The organism is Rhodococcus sp. LMD (assembly GCF_056108245.1).
The window spans coordinates 3,622,845-3,643,937 of sequence record NZ_CM148557.1; the positions used below are offsets into that span (position 1 = coordinate 3,622,845).

Sequence of the window (21,093 nt, forward strand, 5' to 3'; positions counted from 1 at the left end):
CGCCGGGAGGGGCCGTTCGCGTGTACGAGTGATCCGAGGACCGGAGATCAGATGCCGAGGGCTCGCTGCAGCACCGGCCACGAGTCCTTCAGGTCGTCCTGCCAGTAGCCCCACGAGTGGGTTCCGGACTCGCGGAAGTTGTAGGTCGCGGGGATGCCCAGGCTGTCGAGCCGGTTCTTCAGGTTGTGGGTGCAGTAGTTGGTTGCGGCCTCGATCACGCCGCCGACCACGATCTGGTTGGCCAGCACTCCCGCGTCACCGTCGATCTCCGGGCCGGTCAGCGTGTCGTGCGGACCGGGCAGGCCGCTGCCGTTGGAAATGTACATCTCGAGCCCGCGCAACTTCTCGGCGTTGACGTACGGGTCCTTCTCCGCCCACATCGGGTCGTTCGTCGGTCCCCACATGTTCTCGGTGTCGCCGCTGCCCCACGTCTCGACCGTGATCTTGACGAACTGCTGGCCGATCGGGTCGGACGTCTGTGCGCATCCGCTGTAGGCAGCGACACCCCGGTACAGCCCCGGCGCGGCCATGGGCAGCTGGAACACCGAGGTGCCCGAGGTGGAGATGCCGGCGACGGCGTTGACTCCGGTGGTACCGAGGGCCCCGTCGACCAGCGGCGGAATCTCCTTGGTCAGGAAGGTCTCCCACTTGTTCACACCGAGCTGCGGATCGGGGTTCTTCCAGTCGGTGTAGTAGCTGAACATGCCGCCGACGGGCGAGACGACGTTGACGTGCTTGTCCTTGAAGAACTCGATCGCGTCGGTACGGCCCCGCCACGTGGCCATGTCCTCGCCGCCGCCGGCGCCGTTGAGCAGGTACAGCGTCGGCGCGGGCTTGCTGGTGTCGGCCGGGCGCCACACGTCCAGCAGGATCTCCTCGTCCATCGACGCCGAGTACACCCAGACGAGCAGCTGCTGCTCACCGTAGTTCTCGATCTTGGTGATGTACGACCCGTTCTCGGACGTGACGGCCGTGATGGGCTGCAGCGTGTCGGCCACCGGGTCGGCCGAGGCGAACGAGGCGCCCGTGAACAGCGGCAGCGCAAGTACCGCCGCCGAGATCGCGGCTGCTCCCATCCTCCGAGCGCGGCTCCGCGACTCGACAACACTCATTCCGTCAACCTCCTCAGGCCCGGCAGGCGGGCGTCCCCGAACCCCGGCGGACCGGGGTGCGCCCTGCGGCGCAGCATGTACTGAATCGACAGCACGCGGACGAACGTTACCTTGCGGACGGCGGGTCATAAACCTCACCGATCACATCCGTCACATCGATCGAGTCACGATCCAACTCCGGCACGATCACGTCGAGTGCGGGGGGATCCATCATCGCGCCGTGCGCCCCCGGTACGAACCGGTTCCGGACCCGGCCGGTCACGTGCGGGGCCCACAGGTTCGCCGCATCCGCTTCGCTCGGGTGTTCGTCACGCGCACTGAAGAAGGCGACGTCGCCGGCGAACAGTCCCGGCTCGTGCCGGTTGATCAACTCCGGGGAGAGCACCGCGGTAGCGAAGATGCGCTGTACTCGCTGCGCGTCGAGGTCGATCAGTTCGGCGGGCACCGCGGCAGCCACGGCGCTCGCCGCCTCCGGCGGCAGACCGTCGCGGAGCGCCTCCGGATCCACGTCCACTCCGAGGCTGCGGAGATTCTCGGCGAATTCCGTGCCGAAGCGGTCCGTGTCGATCCGCGGAATGCAGTCGAGCATCGCGAGGTGTTCGACTCGCAGGCCTCGGGCCTGCAACTCCACCGCCACCGCGTGGGCGAGCACACCCCCGAGCGACCAGCCTGCCAGCCGGTAGGGGCCGCCGGGTCGGACCCGCACGATCTCGTCGGCATATCGCCGCGCGAGCGCCTCGATCGACGTCGGCACGAATCCCGGGTCCGTGAGCGCCGGCGTCTGCAGCCCGAAGACCGGGCGGCCGGGAGCGAGCCGCGCGGCAAGGGCCGCATAGGGCCACGCCAGGCCGATCATCGGATGGATGCAGAACAGCGGCGTCACGTCGGGCTCACCGGCGCGCAGCGGTAGTACGACGGCGAGCGCCGCGTCCTCTCCGACGCCGCCTCCGAGACGTGCGGCGAACGCCGCCACCGTCGGTGCCGCGAGCAGCCACGGCACCCGCACCTGCACCCCGAGGACATCCCGCAGGCGCGCGACGACCTGGGTCGCCACCAGGGAATTGCCCCCGAGTTCGAAGAAGTCGTCGTCGAGGCCGACCCGGTCGAGCCCGAGCACTTCGGCGAACATGTCCGCGACGACCCGCTGCACCTCGGTCTCCGGGGCGCGGTACGGGCGGGTGGCGGTGTCCGGTTCCGGCAGCGCCTCACGGTCGAGCTTGCCCACCGGGGTGAGAGGCACGTCGTCGAGGACGACGATCGACGACGGCACCATGTGCCCCGGCAGCGCCCTCGCCGCCGAGGCCAGCAACGCGGCGGTGTCGACGGTCGCCGACGGCCGCGCGGTCACGTAGGAGACCAACCTCACGACCCCCGCCTCGGACGTCCGGCCGACGGTGACGGCGAAGTCGACCGACGGATCTCGACGGAGCACGGCGTCGATCTCCCCGAGTTCGATCCGGAAGCCGCGGATCTTCACCTGGAAGTCCGACCGGCCCACGTACTCGATCTCACCGGACTCGGTCCATCGCACGACATCGCCCGTGCGGTAGAGACGGTTGCCGGTGCCGTACGGGTCGGCGACGAACCGGGCGGCGGTCAGCGATGCCCGGGCGTGGTAACCCCGGGCCAACTGGACGCCGGACAGGTACAGCTCACCCGCCACCCCGACCGGCACGGGACGGAGCCGGCCGTCGAGGACGAGCGAGCGTGTGCCCCGGAGCGGCCCGCCGATGGTGATCGGACCGCCGGGGGTGAGCGGATCGCTGATGTTGGTCATGATGGTGGTCTCGGTGGGCCCGTACCCGTTGTGGAACGCCCGGCCCGGCGCCCATCGCGCGACGAGCTCGGGTGGGCAGGCCTCGCCGCCGACCACGACGGTCCGCAGGTCGTCGAGACCCGCGGGGTCGACCGACGCGAGAGCCGCCGGAGTCACGAACGCATGGGTGACGCGTTCGCGGCGCAGCAGGTCCGCCAGGTCTGCGCCGCCGTAGACGGTGGGCGGCGCGATCACCAGCGTGGCCCCGGGCTCGACCGCGAGCAGCAGTTCGAGCACCGACGCGTCGAAGCTCGGCGACGCGAAGTGCAGCGCCCGGGTCGCCGGGCCGAGGGCGTAACGCTCGTGCTGTTCTGCGGCGAAGTTCGCCAGCCCGGTGTGGGTGACGACGACGCCCTTCGGCAGCCCGGTGGAACCGGAGGTGTAGATGACGTAGGCGGGATTGTCCACGCGCAGCGGACGCAGCCGGTCGCGGTCGGTCACCGGCGCAGTCGACAGCGCGTCGAGTTCGGACTCGATCCCATCGTCGTCGAGCACCACCCACGGGATCGTGTCGGGCAGGACAGTGCGTTCGGCCGCCACGGTCAGGCCGGTCCGCGCCCCGGAGTCGGTGACCATGTGCAGGACCCGGTCTGCGGGGTAGTTGGGATCGACGGGAACGTACGCTGCGCCGGTCTTGGCGACCGCCCACACCGAGACGACGGACTCGAAGGAGCGGGTCAGTCCCACGGCCACGACGTCCTCGGGTCCGACGCCGCGCGCGATGAGCAGACGCGCGAGCCTCGACGAGCGGGCGTCGAGCTCGGCATAGGTCAGTTCGCGACCGTCGTACGACAGGGCGGGCGACTGCGGGTCGCGGGCGGCGGCGGACAGCAGGTCGGCCAACGGCACGGCAGGTTCCGCCGGGCCTCCGGTCCGCCGGACGAGATCGTCCCGCTCGGCGTCGCCGAGGATCTCGAGCTGTCCTGTCGTCCCGGCAGTTCCGGCGACGAAGCCGCCGAGCACCCGGAGGTAGCGCTGCGCGAGGACCTGCACGGTGGACGCCGTGAAGACGTCCCTGCGGTACTTGAACCCGAAGGTCAGCGACTCTTCGACCGTGGCCACCACCGTGAGCGGATAGTGGGTCGCATCGCGAGTGTTCACGCCGGCGACGATCATGCCGTCGATCGAGCTCGCCTGCTCGAGGCCGCTCCGGTCGATCGGGTACGACTCGTACACCAGCAGGGTGTCGAACAGCGCGCCGGTCCCGGCGAGCTGCTGGATCTCCGCGAGCCCGATGTGGTGGTGGTCGAGCAGGTCCGCCTGCTCTGCCTGCAGGGCACGCAGCGACGCGTCGACCGTGGTGTCCGGGTCGAGGCGGACGCGCACCGGAATCGTGTTGATGAACAACCCGACCATCGATTCGACACCGTCGAGTCCGGCGGGCCGGCCGGAGACGGTGGTTCCGAACACCACGTCGTCGCGGCCGGTCGACCGCGCCAACAGCACGGCCCAGGCCGCCTGGAGGACGGTGTTGACGGTGACGCCGATCCGGCTCGCGTACTCGGTCAGTGCAGCGGTGGTGTCGGCGTCGACTGCCACGCGGTGCTCCGCGCCGCCCGCGGCTCCCGTCTCGCCGTCACCGAGCACCTCGGCGAGCATGGCCGGCTCCTCGAGGCCCGCCAGTGCGTCCGCCCAGGCTTGACGGGACCGGACGTGGTCGCGCGTGGCCAACCACTCGAGATAGCTGCGATACGCAGGTACCCGCGGCAGGATCGTCGCGTCGGCGTCGGTGGCATACAGGGTGAGCAGGTCCTTGAGCAGCAGCGGCATCGACCACCCGTCGAGCAGGATGTGGTGGCTGCTGACGGCCAGCGTCCACGCGTCCGGGGCGGTCCGCACCACGAGGAAGCGGATCAGCGGCGGGGCGGCCATGTCGAACGGGACGTCCTGGTCCGCACGCACCGTCGACTCCAGTTCGGAGCCGTCCGCCCCGAGCGAGTCGACCTCGCGCCACGGCAGGGCGACGTCGTCGAGCACCAGCTGTACCGGTTCTCCGGACTCGCCGGCGACGAACGCCGTGCGCAGATTGGGATGGCGCTCGAGCAGCGCCTCCGCCGCCCGGCGCAACCGGGCCACATCGACCCGGCCCGTGAGGTGGAGCAACACCTGGGTGGTGTAGACGTCGGCTCGGCCGTCGGCGAGCATCGCGTGGAAGAGCAGGCCGGACTGCAGCGGGGCGAGCGGCCACGCGTCGACCAGGGTGGGGTACCGCGTCTCCCAGGTGTCCAGGTCGCTCTGGCCCACATGCACGAGAGGGACGTCGGACGGGGTCAGGCCGCCCGAATCGGGTCGGGCAGCATGTGCGGCGAGCGCTTCGAGGGCGCGCACCCACAACTGGGCGAGCTTCTCGACGTCGTCGCGGCCGAGGAGGCCACTCGCATACCCGATGTTCGCTCCGAGCCGGCCGCCGATCACGACCGCGTTGATGTCGATCGTGGCCATCGCGGGGGCGTCGGCATCGTCGCGGCCCGACAGGTCGCCGAGGTCGCCGGCCGGCAGCCAGCCGAGCCCCGCAGCACCTTCGGGGATCTCGCCGGCGTCGATCCGGCCGAGATAGTTGAAGCTGATCTGCCCGGCGGGCAGCGACCCGAGCACGGCTCCGGCGGCAGGGTCGAGGTAGCGCAGCAACCCGTAGCCGATGCCCTTGTCCGGTACGGCGCGCAGGTTCTCCTTGACGGCCTTGATCGCGGTGCCCGCGGCGCGGCCCCCGGCGAACGCGTCGTCGAGATCCACACCGGACAGATCGAGCCGGACCGGGTACATGGTGGTGAACCAGCCGACGGTGCGGCCGAGGTCCGCGCCGGGGACGACCTCCTCCTCGCGACCGTGCCCCTCGAGCCGGACCAGCGCGGACGGCTCGTCGACGCCCCGGTCGCGGCGCCAGCGGGCGACGGCGAGCGCCAGCGCGGCGAGCAGGGCGTCGTTGACGCCGCCGTGGAACCGTGCGGGCAACGTCGTCAGCAACGCGTCGGTCGTCGCGGGATCGACCTGGATCCGCACCTTGTCCACCGTGGAGGCGAGGTCGACCGCTGGATCGAACGGGCGCGCGCCGAGCAGCGGATCGGGGCCCTCGACGATCGAGCGCCACAGCCCGAGCTCGGCCGAACGGGCCGGGACCGCGGTCTCGGCGAGGGCGTGCGCCCAGCGCCGGAACGACGTGCCGACCGGCTGGAGCTCGGGCCGCCCACCGTTCGACAGCTGCGCCCACGCCGTGACGAGATCCGGGACCAGGATGCGCCAGGAGACGCCGTCGACGACGAGGTGGTGCGCGACGACGACGAGCCGTCCGGTGCGCGCCGCGCCCGGGTCGAGCCACACGAACTGCAGCACGACGCCCTCGGCCGGTCGCAGGCGCGACTCGGCCTCGTCGAGTGCCCGCGCGGCGAGGTCGGCGAGCGCTTGTTCGTCCGTCCCGGCCGCGACCTCGACGCGGGTGACGAGCGCATCGACGTCGACGCTGCCCGGCGGCGTGGTCGACAGCTCCCAGTCACCGGAGTCGTTGCGGCGCAATCGGGCCCGGAGCATGTCGTGACGGTCGAGGACGGCCGTGAGGGTTCCCACGACGCCGTCGCGGTCGATGCCGGCCGGCAGTTCCAGCGCGAGCGTCTGGGTGTAACGATCGAATCGGCCGCCGCGTTCGACCATGTACCGGACGATCGGCGTCAACGGGATGTCGCCGACGCCGCCGCCGGGAAGCTCGGCCAGCGCGGGGGCCGCCGCCTCCGCACCGACGCGCGCGACCTCGGCGAGCCCGGCCACGGTCTTGCGTTCGAACACGTCGCGGGGGGTGAAGACCACACCGCGGGCCTTCGCCCGCGACACCAGCTGGATCGAGACGATGCTGTCGCCTCCGAGCGCGAAGAACGAATCGTCGGCGCCGATCCGTTCCACTCCCAGGACCTCCGCGAAGACCTCCGCGATCGCGATCTCGGCGGCCGTGCCAGGGGCACGGAACTTCTTGTCACCCTTGAATACCGGAGCGGGAAGGGCTTTGCGATCGAGCTTGCCGTTGGCGGTGAGCGGCAACGCCTCGAGCATCACGATCGCGTCGGGAACCATGTAGCCGGTGAGGAACCGGGCCACCGAGTCCAGCACCGCCGCAGGATCGAGGTCCCGGCCCGCGCGCGGCACCACGTAGCCGACGAGACGGTCGCCGGTGCGCTCGTCGGTGCGTACGACCGCGACGGCCTGTGCCACACCGTCGACCCCGGTGAGAGCAGCCTCGATCTCCCCGAGTTCGATGCGGAATCCGCGCAGCTGGACTTGCGAGTCGCTGCGCCCGGCGTACTCGAGCATGCCGTGCGCGTTCCAGCGGGCGATGTCACCGGTCCGGTACATGCGGGTGCCGGGAGCGCCGAACGGATCGGCGACGAATCGGCCGGAGGTGAGGTCGGCGCGTCCCAGGTACCCGCGCGTGAGCTGCGCCCCGCGCACGTACATCTCCCCCGGCACGCCGACCGGGACGGGCTGCAGGCGCGCGTCGAGGACATAGATGCCCAGGCCCGGGATGCCGCGGCCGATCACGCTCGCGGCGAGTGTCGTGTCGGCCGCGGAGAGCGGGAGGTGCGAGACGTGCACGGTGGTCTCGGTGATGCCGTACATGTTGACCAACCGCGGCGCATCCTCGGCGTGCCGGGTGTACCAGCCGGCGAGCTGCCGCAGATCGAGTGCCTCACCGCCGAAGATCACGTACCGCAGCGCCGGGAGGCCGGACTCCCCGCCGCCTTCCGCCGCCGCGCGGTCCGCCTCGGCGAGCTGGTAGAACGCCGACGGTGTCTGGTTGAGCACGGTCACCTGCTCCCGGGCCAGCAGGGCGCGGAAGTCCTCGGGCGAGCGCGAGGTGTAGTGATCGACGACGACGAGCCGGCCGCCGTGGAGCAGCGGTCCCCACAACTCCCACACGGAGAAGTCGAACGCGTAGGAGTGGAACATGGTCCACACGTCGTGCTCGCCGAACTCGAATGCGGGCCAGGTGTTCTCGAACAGTTCCAGTACCGTCCGGTGCGGCACCTGCACGCCCTTGGGGCGGCCGGTGGAACCGGACGTGTAGATGACGTACGCGAGGTTGTCGCCGCGTAGCGGGGCCTGTCGTTCGTCGTCGCCGACCGGCGCGTCCGAGATCGCGGACAACTCGAGAGCCGACACGTCGATCGCCTCGACAGCACTGTCGGGCAATGCTTCCCGGTCGGTGCCCGAGACGAGCACGCAGACGGGGGCGGCGTCGCGGAGCATGAACTCGAGGCGGTCGGCCGGATACGTCAGGTCCAGCGGCAGGTAGGCGCCGCCGGCCTGCAGCACGGCGAGGAGCCCGACGACGAGTTCCTCGGTGCGTGGGAGCGCCACGGCCACGAGGGTGTCCGGTCGTACCCCCCGGTCGATCAGGGTGCGGGCGAGGCGGTTCACGCGCGACGCCAGCTCCCCGTAGGTCAGGTTGCGGTCACCGGCGGTGACGGCGACCGCGTCGGGGGTCCGGTGGGCCTGCGCCTGGAACCGGCCGACGAGAGTCCCGTCGGCGGCTCGAGTGCCCGGCGAATTCCATGCCTCGAGCACGGTGGCGCGTTCCTCGTCCGGCAGGAGCGGGATGTCCCCGACCACGGTGGCCGGGTCGGCGGCTACCGCCGTGAGGACGCGGGTGAACCGCTGGGCGAAGGACTCCATGGTGCCGACGTCGAACAGATCGGTCGCATAGGTCAACGCCACGGACAGCCCGTCCGGCTCGCCGTCCTCGGTGACCACGTCCGAGACGGTCACCTGCAGATCGAACTTCGCCTGATCGACGTCGAAGTCGACCGGTTCGACGGTCAGTCCCGGCAGTTCGAGGCGGGTGCGCGCCAGGTTCTGGAAGCTGAGCGCGATCTGGAACAGCGGGTGCCGCGCCTGGGACCGCTCCGGATCGAGGACCTCGACGATGCGCTCGAACGGCACGTCGGCATGCCCGAATGCCTCCAGGTCGGTCTCACGGACGCGCCCGAGCAGCGCGGCGAACGTGTCGCCGGGCCCGACCGGCGTGCGCAGCACCAGGGTGTTGACGAACATGCCGATGACGTCGTCCAGTTCGGCCTCGCCCCGCCCGGCGACGGGCGTACCGATCACGATGTCCTCGGTGCCGGACAGCCGCGCGAGCACGGTGGCCAGCGCCGCGTGGACCACCATGAACAGCGTGACGCCGTGCGCCCGGGCGAGCGCCGCCAGCGCCGCGTGCGTGCCGGCGTCGATGGAGAAGCCGGTCAGGGCACCTCGATTCGACGCGACGGGCGGGCGGGGCCGGTCCGTGGGCAGGTCCAGCTGGTCCGGGATGCCCGACAGCGTTCCGCGCCAGTAGCCGAGTTGCTGCGCGAGCACCGAGCGGGGATCGTCCTCGGCGCCGAGAACCTCCCGCTGCCACAGCGCGTAGTCCGCGTACTGGATCGCCGGCGGCGCCCAGTCGGGTTCCCGGCCGGCGGCCCGGGCGGCATACGCGAGCATCACGTCGCGCGTCAGCGGCCCCATCGAGAATCCGTCACCGCTGATGTGATGCAGCACGACGACGAGCACATGTTCCCGACTGGACAGCCGGAACAGCTTCAGGCGCAACGGGACCCCGGTCGTCACGTCGAACCCGGCACCGATCTCGGCGGCGACCGCGGCAGCGAGGCCGGTCTCGCTCACCGGCTCCGGCTCCAGTCCGGCGGCCGGATCCGCCGTGGGCAGTACGACCTGGCGCGGTACCCCGTCGACCTCCGGATACACCGTGCGCAGCGATTCGTGCCGGAACACCACGTCGTCGATCGCCGCCCGCAACGCCTCGACGTCGAGGTTCCCCCGGAGCCGGATGGCCAGCGGAAGGTTGTTCACCGCGGAATCGGGGTCGAAGCGGTTGAGGAACCACATGCGCTGCTGGGCGAGGGACAGCGGGATGATCTCCGGCCGCGGCCGCGCGCGCAGGGCGACGCGTCGGGTCCGGCCGAACTCGGATTCGAGCCGGGTCGCGAGCGCCTCCACCCCGGGGGTCTCGAACAGCACGCGGACCGCCACCTTGGTGTCGAGTGCCGCACCGAGCCGCGCCGCGACCTGGGTCGCGACGAGCGAGTTGCCACCCAGCGCGAAGAAGTCGTCGTCCAACCCGACGCGGTCGAGGCCGAGCACGTCGGCGAAGACGCCCGCGACGATCTCCTCGACGGGTGTGCGCGGACCGCGGAAGCCACGGGTCTCGAACACCGGCTCCGGCAACGCCTTACGATCCAGCTTGCCGCTCGCGTTGAGGGGGAAGGCATCCAGCACGACAAGCGCCGAGGGCACCATGTACGCGGGGAGGGTCTCGGCGACTGCGCCGAGCAGCTGTGCGGTCTCGACCGTCGCACCCGGCGCGGGGACCACATACCCGACCAACTGCTCACCGGTGACGGTGGGGACGACGAGTGCGACCGCCTGGCCGACCGTGGGCTGGGCGAGCAACGCCGACTCGATCTCCCCCAGCTCGATCCGCTGACCACGGAACTTGACCTGGAAATCGGTACGACCGATGTAGTCGAGAACCTGCTCACCGCTCGCGGTGCGGCGCCACCGGACGAGGTCACCGGTGCGGTACATGCGAGCGCCGGGGGCACCGAGCGGGTCGGCGACGAAGCGATCCGCGGTGAGGTCCGGCCGGCCCACGTAGCCGCGCGCGAGTTGCACTCCGGCGAGGTACAGCTCGCCGGGCACACCGACCGGCACCGGATGCAGCCGGCCGTCGAGGACGTAGACGCGCACGTTCCACTCGGGCACGCCGATGGGCACGCTCTGCTGCTCGTCGCCGGCGGGCCAGTACGTCACCGAGACCGCGGCCTCGGTGGGGCCGTACAGATTGTGCACCGCGGCAGCGCAGACGCGACGGAAGGCGTCGACGGTCTCGGGCGGGAGGGCTTCGCCGATCACGAACACGTGCCGCAGCGTCGAGCAGGTACCGGCTGGCGCATGCGCGGCGAACACGCTCAGCATCGACGGCACGAAGTCCGTCAGCGTCACTCCGTGCCGCGCGATCGTCTCGGCGACGTACACGGGGTCGCGGTGACCGTCGTGGGTGGCGACGACGAGGGCGGCGCCGGCGCGCAGGGGCAGGAACCAGCCCCACAGCGACACGTCGAAGGTGGTGGCGGTCTTCTGCAGATAGACGTCGCCGGCGGCGATCTCGTACTCGTGGGCCATCCACTCGAGCTGGTTGACGATGGCCTCGTGTGAGACGCACACACCCTTGGGGCGTCCCGTGGAGCCGGACGTGAAGATCACGTAGGCGGGGGTGCCGGGACGGATCGGGCCGGCCAGCTCGTCGTCCCGGATCGGGTCGGGCGCGTAGCCCCGCAGGTCGAGGTCGTCGACCAGGACGGGGGCGACCGTGCCGGGCAGGTCCGCCGCGTCCGCGCGGGTGCTCAGGACGCACACCGGTTGCGCAGTGGACAGGATGTGCCCGATGCGGTCGGCCGGGTGGTCGGGATCGAGCGGGACGTAGGCGCCGCCCGCCGCGACGACCGCGTAGATCGCGACCGGGAGGTCGATTGAACGCCGGATAGCCAGTGCCACAAGGGTTTCGGGTCCGACACCGAGACCGACGAGATACCGGGCGAGCCGGTTGACGCGCGCGTCGAACTGTGCGTAGGTGAGCGTCTCGTCGCCGAAGACGACGGCCGCCGCGTCCGGGCGACGGGCAGCGGCGTCCCGGTACGCGGCCAGCAACCCGGCCGCCCGGACCGGATGCACGGCACGGTCGTTGCCCGCGGCGAGGGCGCGGTGCTCGGCGGTGTCGAGGAGGTCGAGGTCGCCCACCACGCGGTCGGTGCCCGCGGCGAGGGCTGCGAGCAGACGGATCAGGCGCCCGGCGAAACCCTGCACCGTGGACTCGTCGAAAAGGTCGGTCGCGTAGGTGAACTGCGCCGACATTCCGGCGGGCTTCCCGGCTTCCTCGCGGGGCGAGACGGTCAGCTGCAGATCGAACTTGGCGACGGCCCCACCGAGGTCGACGGATTCGATCTCGACGTCCGGCAGGGTCACCTCGGCGCGGTCGAGGTTCTGGAAGAACAGCGCCACCTGGAACAGCGGGTGGTGCCCGGCCGATCGCACCGGATCGAGCACCTCCACGAGCCGCTCGAACGGCAGCTCCGCGTTGTCGAATGCCGCGAGGTCGACGTCCCTGACCCGGCCGAGCAGTTCGGCGAACGTGGCGTCGGGCTCCACCCGGGTGCGCAGCACGAGGGTGTTGACGAACATGCCGACGAGATCGTCGAGTGCGCGCTCGCCGCGGCCGGCGACGGGTGTGCCGATCGCGATGTCCGCGGTGCCCGACAGGCGCGACAGCAGTACCGCCAGCGCGGCGTGGACGACCATGAACGCGGACGTGCCGGTCGCCTGGGCGGCGGCTTCGACCGCCTCGTGCAGGGCGGCGTCGACCTCGAAGTCGACGGTGGCGCCGCGGCCCGAGGCCTCCACCGGCCGAGGCCGGTCGGTCGGCAGGTCGAGACGGTCGGGGAGGTCGGCGAGGGCGCCCCGCCAGAACTCGATCTCCCGCGCCGCCGGTGATGCGGGGTCGGACTCGTCACCGAGCACGGCGCGCTGCCAGAGGGCGTAGTCGGCGTACTGCACCGCGAGCGGTTCCCACGCGGGGGCCGCCCCGCCGCTGCGTGCGACGTACGCGGTGACCAGGTCCCGCACGAAGGGGGCGATGGAGGCGCCGTCGGCGGCGATGTGGTGGACGACCACGACGAGGACGTGCTCGTCGTCGGCCGACCGCAGTAGTTCGACCCGCAGCGGCACCTCGGACGTGACGTCGAAGCCGGCCGTCGCGAGCCGGGCGACCGCTGCGGCGATCTCGTCGGGCGCCGTCGGCACCGGGTCGAGCGGGTGCGCCGCCTCCTCCGGCGGCAGGATCAGTTGCGATCCGATGCCGTCGTGCTCGGGATAGACGGTGCGCAGCACCTCGTGCCGTGCCACGACGTCGGCGAGGGCCCGCCGCAGGGCATCGACGTCGAGTGCCCCGCGGACGCGCAGCGCGACGGGGATGTTGTTCGCGGCCGACGCCGGATCGAACCGGTTGAGGAACCACATCCGCTGCTGAGCCAGCGACAGCGGGATCGGATCGGGGCGCGGCCCGGCGACGAGCGGTTGCTGCGCGCCCGCCCCGACGGAGGGTTCGACGAGTGCGGCGAGGCCTTCGACGGTGGACGCCTCGAACAACAGCCGCGCGGGGACCCGGGTGGCGAGGCGTTCCCCGAGGCGGGCGGCCGCGCGGGTGGCGACGAGGGAGTTGCCGCCGAGTTCGAAGAAGTCGTCGTCGAGGCCGGCTCGTTCGGCGCCGAGCAGCTCGGTGAACACCTCTGCCACGGCCTGTTCCGTGGCGGAACGGGGTGCGCGGTATTCGTGCGTGGGCAATTCCGGTTCGGGCAGGGCCGACCGGTCGAGCTTGCCGACCGGGGTCAGCGGGATCCGGTCGAGCGGCACGATCACGGCCGGCACCATGTGGGCCGGCAGCCGGTGGGAGACGAACTCGGTCAGGGCGTCGGGGTCGACGTCCGCACCCGGGACGGGATGGACGTACGACACCAGCCGGGCCTCCCCGGAGGGGGCCTCCCGTCCCACCGTCACCGCGAAGTCGGCATCGGGGTGCGCGGCCAGCGCGGCGTCGATCTCCCCGAGCTCGATCCGGAATCCGCGGATCTTGACCTGGAAGTCGTTGCGCCCCATGTAGATCAGCCCGGCCTCGCCCGATCGGACGAGGTCACCGGTCCGGTACAGGCGGGTGCCGCCGACTCCGGCGACGAACCGCTCGGCGGTCAGCGCGGCGCGTCGATGGTAGCCGCGGGCGAGGCCGGGGCCTTCGAGATACAGCTCCCCCACGACTCCGGCCGGGACCGGGTTGAGTCGCTCGTCCAGCACGTGCGCGGTCATTCCGCGGATTGCCCGGCCGATCGTGACCTGCTCGCCGGGCTGCAGCGCGTGCGAGATGTTGGTCATGATGGTGGTCTCGGTGGGTCCGTAGCCGTTGAAGAATCGGCGGCCGGGTGCCCATCGCGCGACCAGGTCCGGCGGGCACGCCTCGCCGCCCACGACCACCATCGCGAGGGTGTCCAGCCCGGCCGGGTCGACGGACGCCAGCGCCGCGGGCGTGACGAAGGCGTGGGTGACCTGCCGGCTGCGCAGCAGCTCCGCGAGGTCCTCGCCGCCGTACACGGACGGTGGGGCGATGACCATGGTGGAGCCCGCACCGACGGCGAGCAGCAACTCGAGGACGGACGCGTCGAAGCTGGGGGACGCGAAGTGCAGGGTGCGCGAGGCCGGGGTCAGCGCGTAGCGCTCGACCTGTTCGGCGCAGAAGCCCTCCAGTCCGGTGTGGGTGACGACCACGCCCTTGGGCCGGCCCGTGGAACCGGAGGTGTAGATCACGTACGCGGGGTGCTCCGCCCGCAGCGTCCGGACCCGGTCGTCGAGCGCGACGGGTGCCGCGGACTGTTCGGCGAGGGCGGCGCGGGTCTCGGTGGAATCGAGGGCGATCCAGGGCACCGAGCCGGGCAGGTCCGGTACCGAGGCGGTGAGGGTCAGTCCGGCGCGGGCTCCCGAGTCGTCGATCATGTGCCGGACCCGGTCCTCCGGGTAGTTGGGATCGACGGGCACGAACGCCGCGCCGGCCTTGGCGACGGCCCACACCGACAGCACCGACTCGATCGACCGGGTCGACGCGACGGCGACCACGTCCTCCGGTCCGATCCCGCGCCGGATGAGCAGTCGCGCCAGGCGGGAGGAGGCCGAGTCGAGCTCGCCGTAGCTCAGGGTGCGGTCCTCGAACACCACCGCGGCCGCGGCGGGATCACGCTCGACTGCTGCTGCCAGGAGCTGGGGCAGAAGGGCGGCGCGGGGTCCGCGCCTGCGGCTGGGTCGCTGCCGGGCCGGCCGGCGGCCTCGTGAGTCGTCCGGCCGTCGGTCCCCCGAACCGTCGACACTCATCCCCGCGTGCTCCGTCGCCGGTCGTCCTGCGCGTGCACACCCAGCATCATCCACCTCGCGTATCCCTCTTCGTCCCGGCCGTCGCCCCCTGCACACGACAGTGCAGGGCGGCACGCGCCAGCCCCATTAGACCATCGGGGTGTCCGGGGCTTCGTTACGGTCGAAACCGGGAGGTCGGGCGCGGATCACACTCCGCGTCCACCGGGAGGACGACGAGCGGTACGGGTCAGCGGGCACCCCCGATCCAGCGGTCGAGCACGGGACCGATCCGGGCGAGGGCCTCCTGCGACGTCATCTTCCAGTGGGTGGCCTGGACCGATTCGACCGCCAGCGTGCCGGCGACATGCGTCCGCCACTGCGGGGCGCGGGCAGCCGAGGTTCCGTCCTCGCCCGCGGCGAAGAACAGCAGGTCCCCGTCGAAGCGGGCGGGCCGGTGCTCCGCGAGCAGCCGGTAGGACCGGCGCACGCCTTCGAAGATGCGCTCGAGGCGGGGCAGGGTCAGCACGTCGAACGGGGCCGGCAGGTCGGCGACCAGTTCCAGTGCCTGCTCGGGAGTGAACTGCGCCGGGTCGAGGCCGGCCCCGACGTCGGTTCCGATCGCGCCGAGCAGGTCGGCGACGGAGACCGCGGACGGGACCGTCTCGGTGGGGGCACCCGGTGGGTGCGCGTCGAGCAGGGCGAGGGTGGCGACCTCGTGGCCGTCCGCCCGCAGCCGGACCGCGGCGGCGTGGGCGATGATGCCGCCGAGCGACCAGCCGACCAGATGATAGGGGCCGGCGGGCTGGATCCGCCGGATCCGCTCCACGTACCCCGCGGCCCACGCGTCGATGCTCTCGGGCAGCGGTTCGTCGTCGCTCAGGGCCGGCGACTGCAGACCGTAGAGGGGCCGCTCGGGGTCGAGGTGGCGGGCCAGGCCCGCGAAGCTCCACGACAGACCGATCACCGGATGGATGCAGAACACCGGCTCGGCGGCACCGCCCGGGCGCAACGTCAGCACCGCGTCGAACCCGGCGGTGTGATCACCCGGGTCGCCGGCGGATCCCTCGATCCGGGCGGCGAGGGCTGCGACGGTCGGGGTGAGGAACATCCACTGCAACGACACCGGCAGGTTCGTGCGTTCGCGCAGCCGGGCGATCACCCGCACCGCGCTCAGCGACGTGCCGCCGAGGTCGAAGAAGTCGTCGTCGAGACCGACTCGGAACCCGCCGGCGTCCCCCGCCGGCCCGAGAACCTCGCGGTAGGCGGCGGCGACCTCCGTCTCGAGCGGAGTGCGCGGCGGGCGGTGGTGCCGCGGGGCGATCACCGGCTCGGGGAGCGCCGCACGGTCGAGCTTGCCGTGCGGGTTCAGCGGTAGCGCATCGAGGGTGACGACGCCGGCGGGCACCATGTAGGAGGGCAGGGTCTCGGCGAGCGCCGCGCGGAGGCGGGCCACGTCGATCCGCCCGGCGGCCGGAACCACGAAGGCCACCAGCCGGTCCCCGCCGTGGACGGCGACCGCGGCGTCGCGGACCGACGGCTGGGCGCGCAGCGCGGCCTCGATCTCGCCGAGCTCGATCCGGAACCCGTGCACCTTGACCTGGAAGTCGGCGCGCTCGAGATACTCCAGGGTGCCGCGGCCGGGGTCGTCGCCGTCGATGCGCCAGCGCACCACGTCCCCGGTGCGGTAGAGGCGGGTGCCGGGCGCACCGAAGGGGTTGGCGACGAACCGCTCGGCGGTCAGGCCGGGACGGCCCAGGTATCCGCGGGCGAGCTGCACGCCGGCGAGGTACAGCTCACCGGCCACGCCCGGCGGCACGGGATGCATCCGTTCGTCGAGGACGAACGTCTGGGTGTTGGGGACGGGATCGCCGATGGGCACGGAGGTGTGCGTCGGGGCGGTGACCGCGTGCGCGGTCACCGAGACCGCGGCTTCCGTCGGGCCGTACAGGTTCACCAGGTCCGCCTTCGAGGCGCCGAGCGTGCGTCGCGCCGTCGGGGCGGGCAGTACCTCGCCGATGGCGAGGACGCGGCGCAGGGTGCCGGGCAGCGTGCCGGCCGAGTCCTCGAGCAGCGCCTCGAGCATCGACGGCACCACGTGCAGGATCGTGACCTTCTCGCGGCGGATCAGGTCGTTGAGGTAGGACGGGTCGCGGTGCCCGTCGTGGGCGGCGATCACCAGCCGGGCGCCGCACGTGAGTGCGGACCAGAACTCCCACACCGACAGGTCGAAGGTCGCGGCCGTCTTGAGCAGGACCGCGTCGTCGGGACCGAGATCGTAGTGCGCCCGCTTCCAGGCGATCTGGTTGACGATCGCCTCGTGCGGCACGGCCACGCCCTTCGGGCGTCCGGTCGATCCGGAGGTGTAGATGACGTACGCCGTGTTCGCGGCGCGCAGCGGCGCACGCCGGTCGGTGTCGGCGAGCGGCGCGGGATCGAGGTCGCCCAGGTCGAGGCGGTCGACGTCGAGCACCCTCCGGCCCGCCAGGGCGTCGACCCGGTCGGCGGTGGTCGACAGCACGCACTGCGGGGCCGCCGCGTCGAGGACGTACCGGTTGCGGGCCGCGGGGTGGTCGGGGTCCAGCGGCAGGTAGGCGCCGCCGGCCTTGGCGACGGCGTACATCGCCACCACGAGGTCGACCGAACGCCGGATACAGAGAGCCACTGTGGATTCGGGCCCCACACCCTGGGTCACGAGGTGACGGGCGAGCCGGTTGACGCGCGCGTCGAAGTCCCGATACGTGAGGGTGCCGCCGCGGAACACGAGGGCGGGGGCGTCCGGGGTGGCCGCGACCTGCTCGTCGAACAGGTCGACGAGGGTCCGGCCGGCGGAGAGGTCGGCCTGTTCGGCTTCCCATGCCCGCATCATCTCGGCCAGTTCCGCAGAGTCGTGCAGGTCGATGTCGCCGACGACGGCAGCGGGGTCGTCGACGACCGCCCGGAGTATCCGCAGATACCGCGCGAGCAGACGCCGGACCGACGGTGCGTCGAACAGGTCGGTGGCGTAACCGAATTCGATGTCGAAACCGCCCGGGCCGCCGCCCACGGCGTGATCGACCACCGTGACGTGCAGATCGAAACGCGCTGCGTACGAATCGCTCTCGACCGGAGTGATCCGCAGGCCCGGCAGCTCGAGGGCTTCCCGGGCGAAGTTCTGGTAGGAGAACCCGACCTGGAAGATCGGGTGGCGTGCGGTGGACCGGACCGGATCGAGCACCTCCACGAGGCGTTCGAAGGGGACGTCGGCGTGCGCGAACGCGTGCAGGTCGGTGTCGCGGACCTGCTCGAGCAGTGTCGCGAACGAGTCGGCGGCGTCGACGTCGGTCCGCAGGGCGAGCATGTTGACGAACATGCCGATCAGCCCGTCGAGTTCGGGGGCCGTGCGCCCCGCGACGGGCGTGCCGACGACGACGTCGTGCGTGTTCGACACGCGCGCCAGCAGCACCGCGAGGACGGCGTGCAGCACCATGAAGGGTGTCACGCCGCGCTCGCGGGCGAGTGCGCTGATCGCGTCGTAGGTGGTCTCGTCGACGTGCGCCGAGACCCGGTCCCCCGCATGACCGACGACGGGAGGCCGGGGCCGGTCGGTGGCGAGCTCGAGGTGTTCGGGGATGCCGTCGAGGGCGCGCCGCCAGTAGGCCAGCTGCCGGGCCGTGCCCGACCGGGGATCGTCCTCGTCGCCGAGGGCGTCGAGCTGCCACAGGGTGTAGTCGGCGTACTGGACGGGCAGCGGTTCCCACGCCGGTTCCCGGCCCGTCGAGCGCGCGGTGTAGGCGGTGACGAGGTCCCGGACGAGCGGACCCAGCGACGAGCCGTCGCCCGCGATGTGGTGGAGGACCACGGCGAGCACGTGCTCGTGGTCGGCGAGGCGGAAGAGCCGGACTCGCACGGGAACCTCGCCGGTGACGTCGAACCGCCCTCCCGCGAAGGCCGCGAGCCGGGCCGGGGCGTCGGAGTCGGTCGCGTCCTCCGGCCCGAGGTCGAGCGGGACGTCGCCGACGTCGAGGATGCGCTGCTCACCGACGCCGTCGACCTCGGGGTACACCGTCCGGAGCGTCTCGTGTCGCGCGACGACGTCCCGCACGGCGGCCCGCATCGCGTCGACGTCGAGCCTGCCGGACAACCGGACGGCGAGCGGGATGTTGAACACCGCCGAGTCCGGGTCGAGGCGGTTGAGGAACCACATGCGCTGTTGCGCGGGCGAGAGCGGGATCCGGTCGGGGCGCGGGCGCCGCGGCAGCAGGCCGCGCGCGGCCGTCGGCGCGGCCGCCACCCGGGCTGCGAGCGCCTCGACCGTGGTGGCGTCGAACAGGTCGGCGGCCGACACGGTGACGCCGAGCGCTGCCCTGATCCGGCCGATCACCCGCGTGGCGAGCAGCGAGTTGCCGCCCAGGTCGAAGAAGTCGTCGTGGACCGAGACCCGCTGCACCCCGAGCACGTCGCCGAACGCCTCCGCCACGGCCACCTCCGCGGCGGAGGCCGGCGCCCGGTACGGAGCCGACGCGATCTCGGGCTCGGGCAGAGCCGCCCGGTCGAGCTTGCCCACGGGCGTCAGCGGGATGGTCTCCAACGCGATCACCGACGACGGGATCATGTGGGCCGGCAGCCGCTCGGCGACGAACGCGGTGAGCACGGCGACGTCGATCGCGGAACCGGCGGCGGCGTGCACGTACGTGACGAGACGGGTGTCCCCCGTCGCGCCCCGGTAACCGACGGTGGCGGCGAAGTCGACGGTGGGATGCGCGGCGAACGCCGCGTCGATCTCCCCGAGCTCGATGCGGAAGCCACGCACCTTGACCTGGAAGTCGTTGCGGCCCAGGTACGTGATGCCCTCTCGTGCCGAACGCGGGGACCGTACCAGGTCGCCGGTGCGGTACCGCCGGGCGCCGCCGGGGGCGGCGACGAAACGGGTGGCCGTCAGTCCGGGTCGCTCGTGATACCCGCGGGCGAGGCCGGATCCGGTCAGGTACAGCTCGCCGGCCGTGCCCGCCGGCACGGGCCGCAGGCGGGTGTCGAGGATCCGGGCGGCGACTCCGCGAACGGGCCTGCCGATGGTGACGGGTGCCCCGGGCGCGAGCGGCCCGGAGATGCTGGTCATGATCGTGGTCTCGGTGGGGCCGTACCCGTTGTGGAACCGGCGGCCGGGCGCCCAGCGCGCCACCAGGTCCGGAGGGCACGCCTCGCCGCCGACCACCACCGTCTCCAGGTCGTCCAGGCCCGTGGGATCGACCGAGGCGAGGGCGGCCGGCGTCACGAACGCGTGCGTGACCCGTTCCCTCCGCAGCAGCTCGGCCAGGTCGTCGCCGCCGTACACGGACGGCGGAGCGACGACCATCGTCGATCCGGATCCGACGGCGAGCAACAGTTCGAGCACCGATGCGTCGAAGCTGGGGGACGCGAAATGCAGGGTCCGGGCGGCGGGGGTGAGCCGGTAGCGCTCGACCTGCTCGGCACAGAAGTCCGCGAGTCCGGCCTGGGTGACCACCACCCCTTTCGGCCGTCCCGTCGAGCCCGAGGTGTAGATGACGTATGCGGGATGGTCGGGGCGCAGTGGACGTACGCGGTCGACGAAGGTGAGCGGGTCGGCCGGGCAGGCGTCGAGTTCCCTCCGGGTATCGGGCTCGTCCAGGACGAGGGTGTCGAACCCCTCGGGCACGACCCCCCGGTGTGCGACCACCGTGAGTGCGAGACGGGCGTCGGAGTCCGACAGCATGTACCGGACCCGATCGGCTGGATAGAGCGGGTCCACCGGGACGAACGCGGCGCCCGCCTTGGCCACCGCCCAGACGGCGAGAACGGACCGGATCGAGCGGGTGAGAAGCACCGCGACGCGGTCCTCGGGGCCGATGCCCCGCGCAATGAGCAGGCGGGCGAGCCGCGACGATTCGGCGTCGGCCTCCCGGTAGGTGAGGGTGTGTCCCTCCGCCGTGAGGGCGGGCGCTGCGGGGTCGCGTTCGACGGCGGCCGACAGCAGGTGCGGCAGCATCGTCGTGGGCGTCCGGCGCCGGGACGCGCGGAGCTTGCCACGGACGGTTGGGTAGACCACCTTGCTGTCCCCTCCGAATTCCGGATCCGTTGTGCGCGTGCGCATGCCGGGTCCGCTCATCGCCGGGGTAGCACGAACTGCCGCCACATCCGCCCTCCCCGGCGGACGCCGCTTCGCTGTCGTCTCGCGCACCGGAACCCCGACGATTCCCGGCGCAAGAGCACTTCGTCACCATTCCACACGAAAACAAACCG

At 72.0% G+C, this 21,093-nt stretch carries 3 protein-coding genes; all 3 read right to left on the bottom strand.

The features are described 5' to 3' along the window. Positions 1-47: 47 nt before the first annotated feature. Positions 48-1,076 carry an alpha/beta hydrolase gene (locus ACWPQI_RS16820; protein ID WP_010595609.1) on the bottom strand — a complete coding sequence of 343 codons (1,029 nt, stop codon included), beginning with the start codon at positions 1,074-1,076 and terminating at the stop codon, positions 48-50. A gap of 142 nt (positions 1,077-1,218) precedes the next feature. Beyond that, positions 1,219-14,877 carry a non-ribosomal peptide synthetase gene (locus ACWPQI_RS16825; RefSeq protein ID WP_304433755.1) on the bottom strand — a complete coding sequence of 4,553 codons (13,659 nt, stop codon included), beginning with the start codon at positions 14,875-14,877 and terminating at the stop codon, positions 1,219-1,221. Between the two features lie 226 nt (positions 14,878-15,103). Continuing rightward, the gene (locus tag ACWPQI_RS16830; protein ID WP_474738398.1) at positions 15,104-20,944 is read right to left on the bottom strand and encodes an amino acid adenylation domain-containing protein; all 5,841 of its coding nucleotides are present in this window, start codon (positions 20,942-20,944) and stop codon (positions 15,104-15,106) included. Positions 20,945-21,093 lie beyond the last annotated feature (149 nt).

What these genes read in the sequence shown, in the direction of transcription:
- ACWPQI_RS16825 (WP_304433755.1), bottom strand. Translation starts at nt 14,877, where the DNA reads ATGAGTGTCGACGGTTCGGGGGACCGACGGCCGGACGACTCACGAGGC.
- ACWPQI_RS16820 (WP_010595609.1), bottom strand. Translation starts at nt 1,076, where the DNA reads ATGGGAGCAGCCGCGATCTCGGCGGCGGTACTTGCGCTGCCGCTGTTC.
- ACWPQI_RS16830 (WP_474738398.1), bottom strand. Translation starts at nt 20,944, where the DNA reads ATGCGCACGCGCACAACGGATCCGGAATTCGGAGGGGACAGCAAGGTG.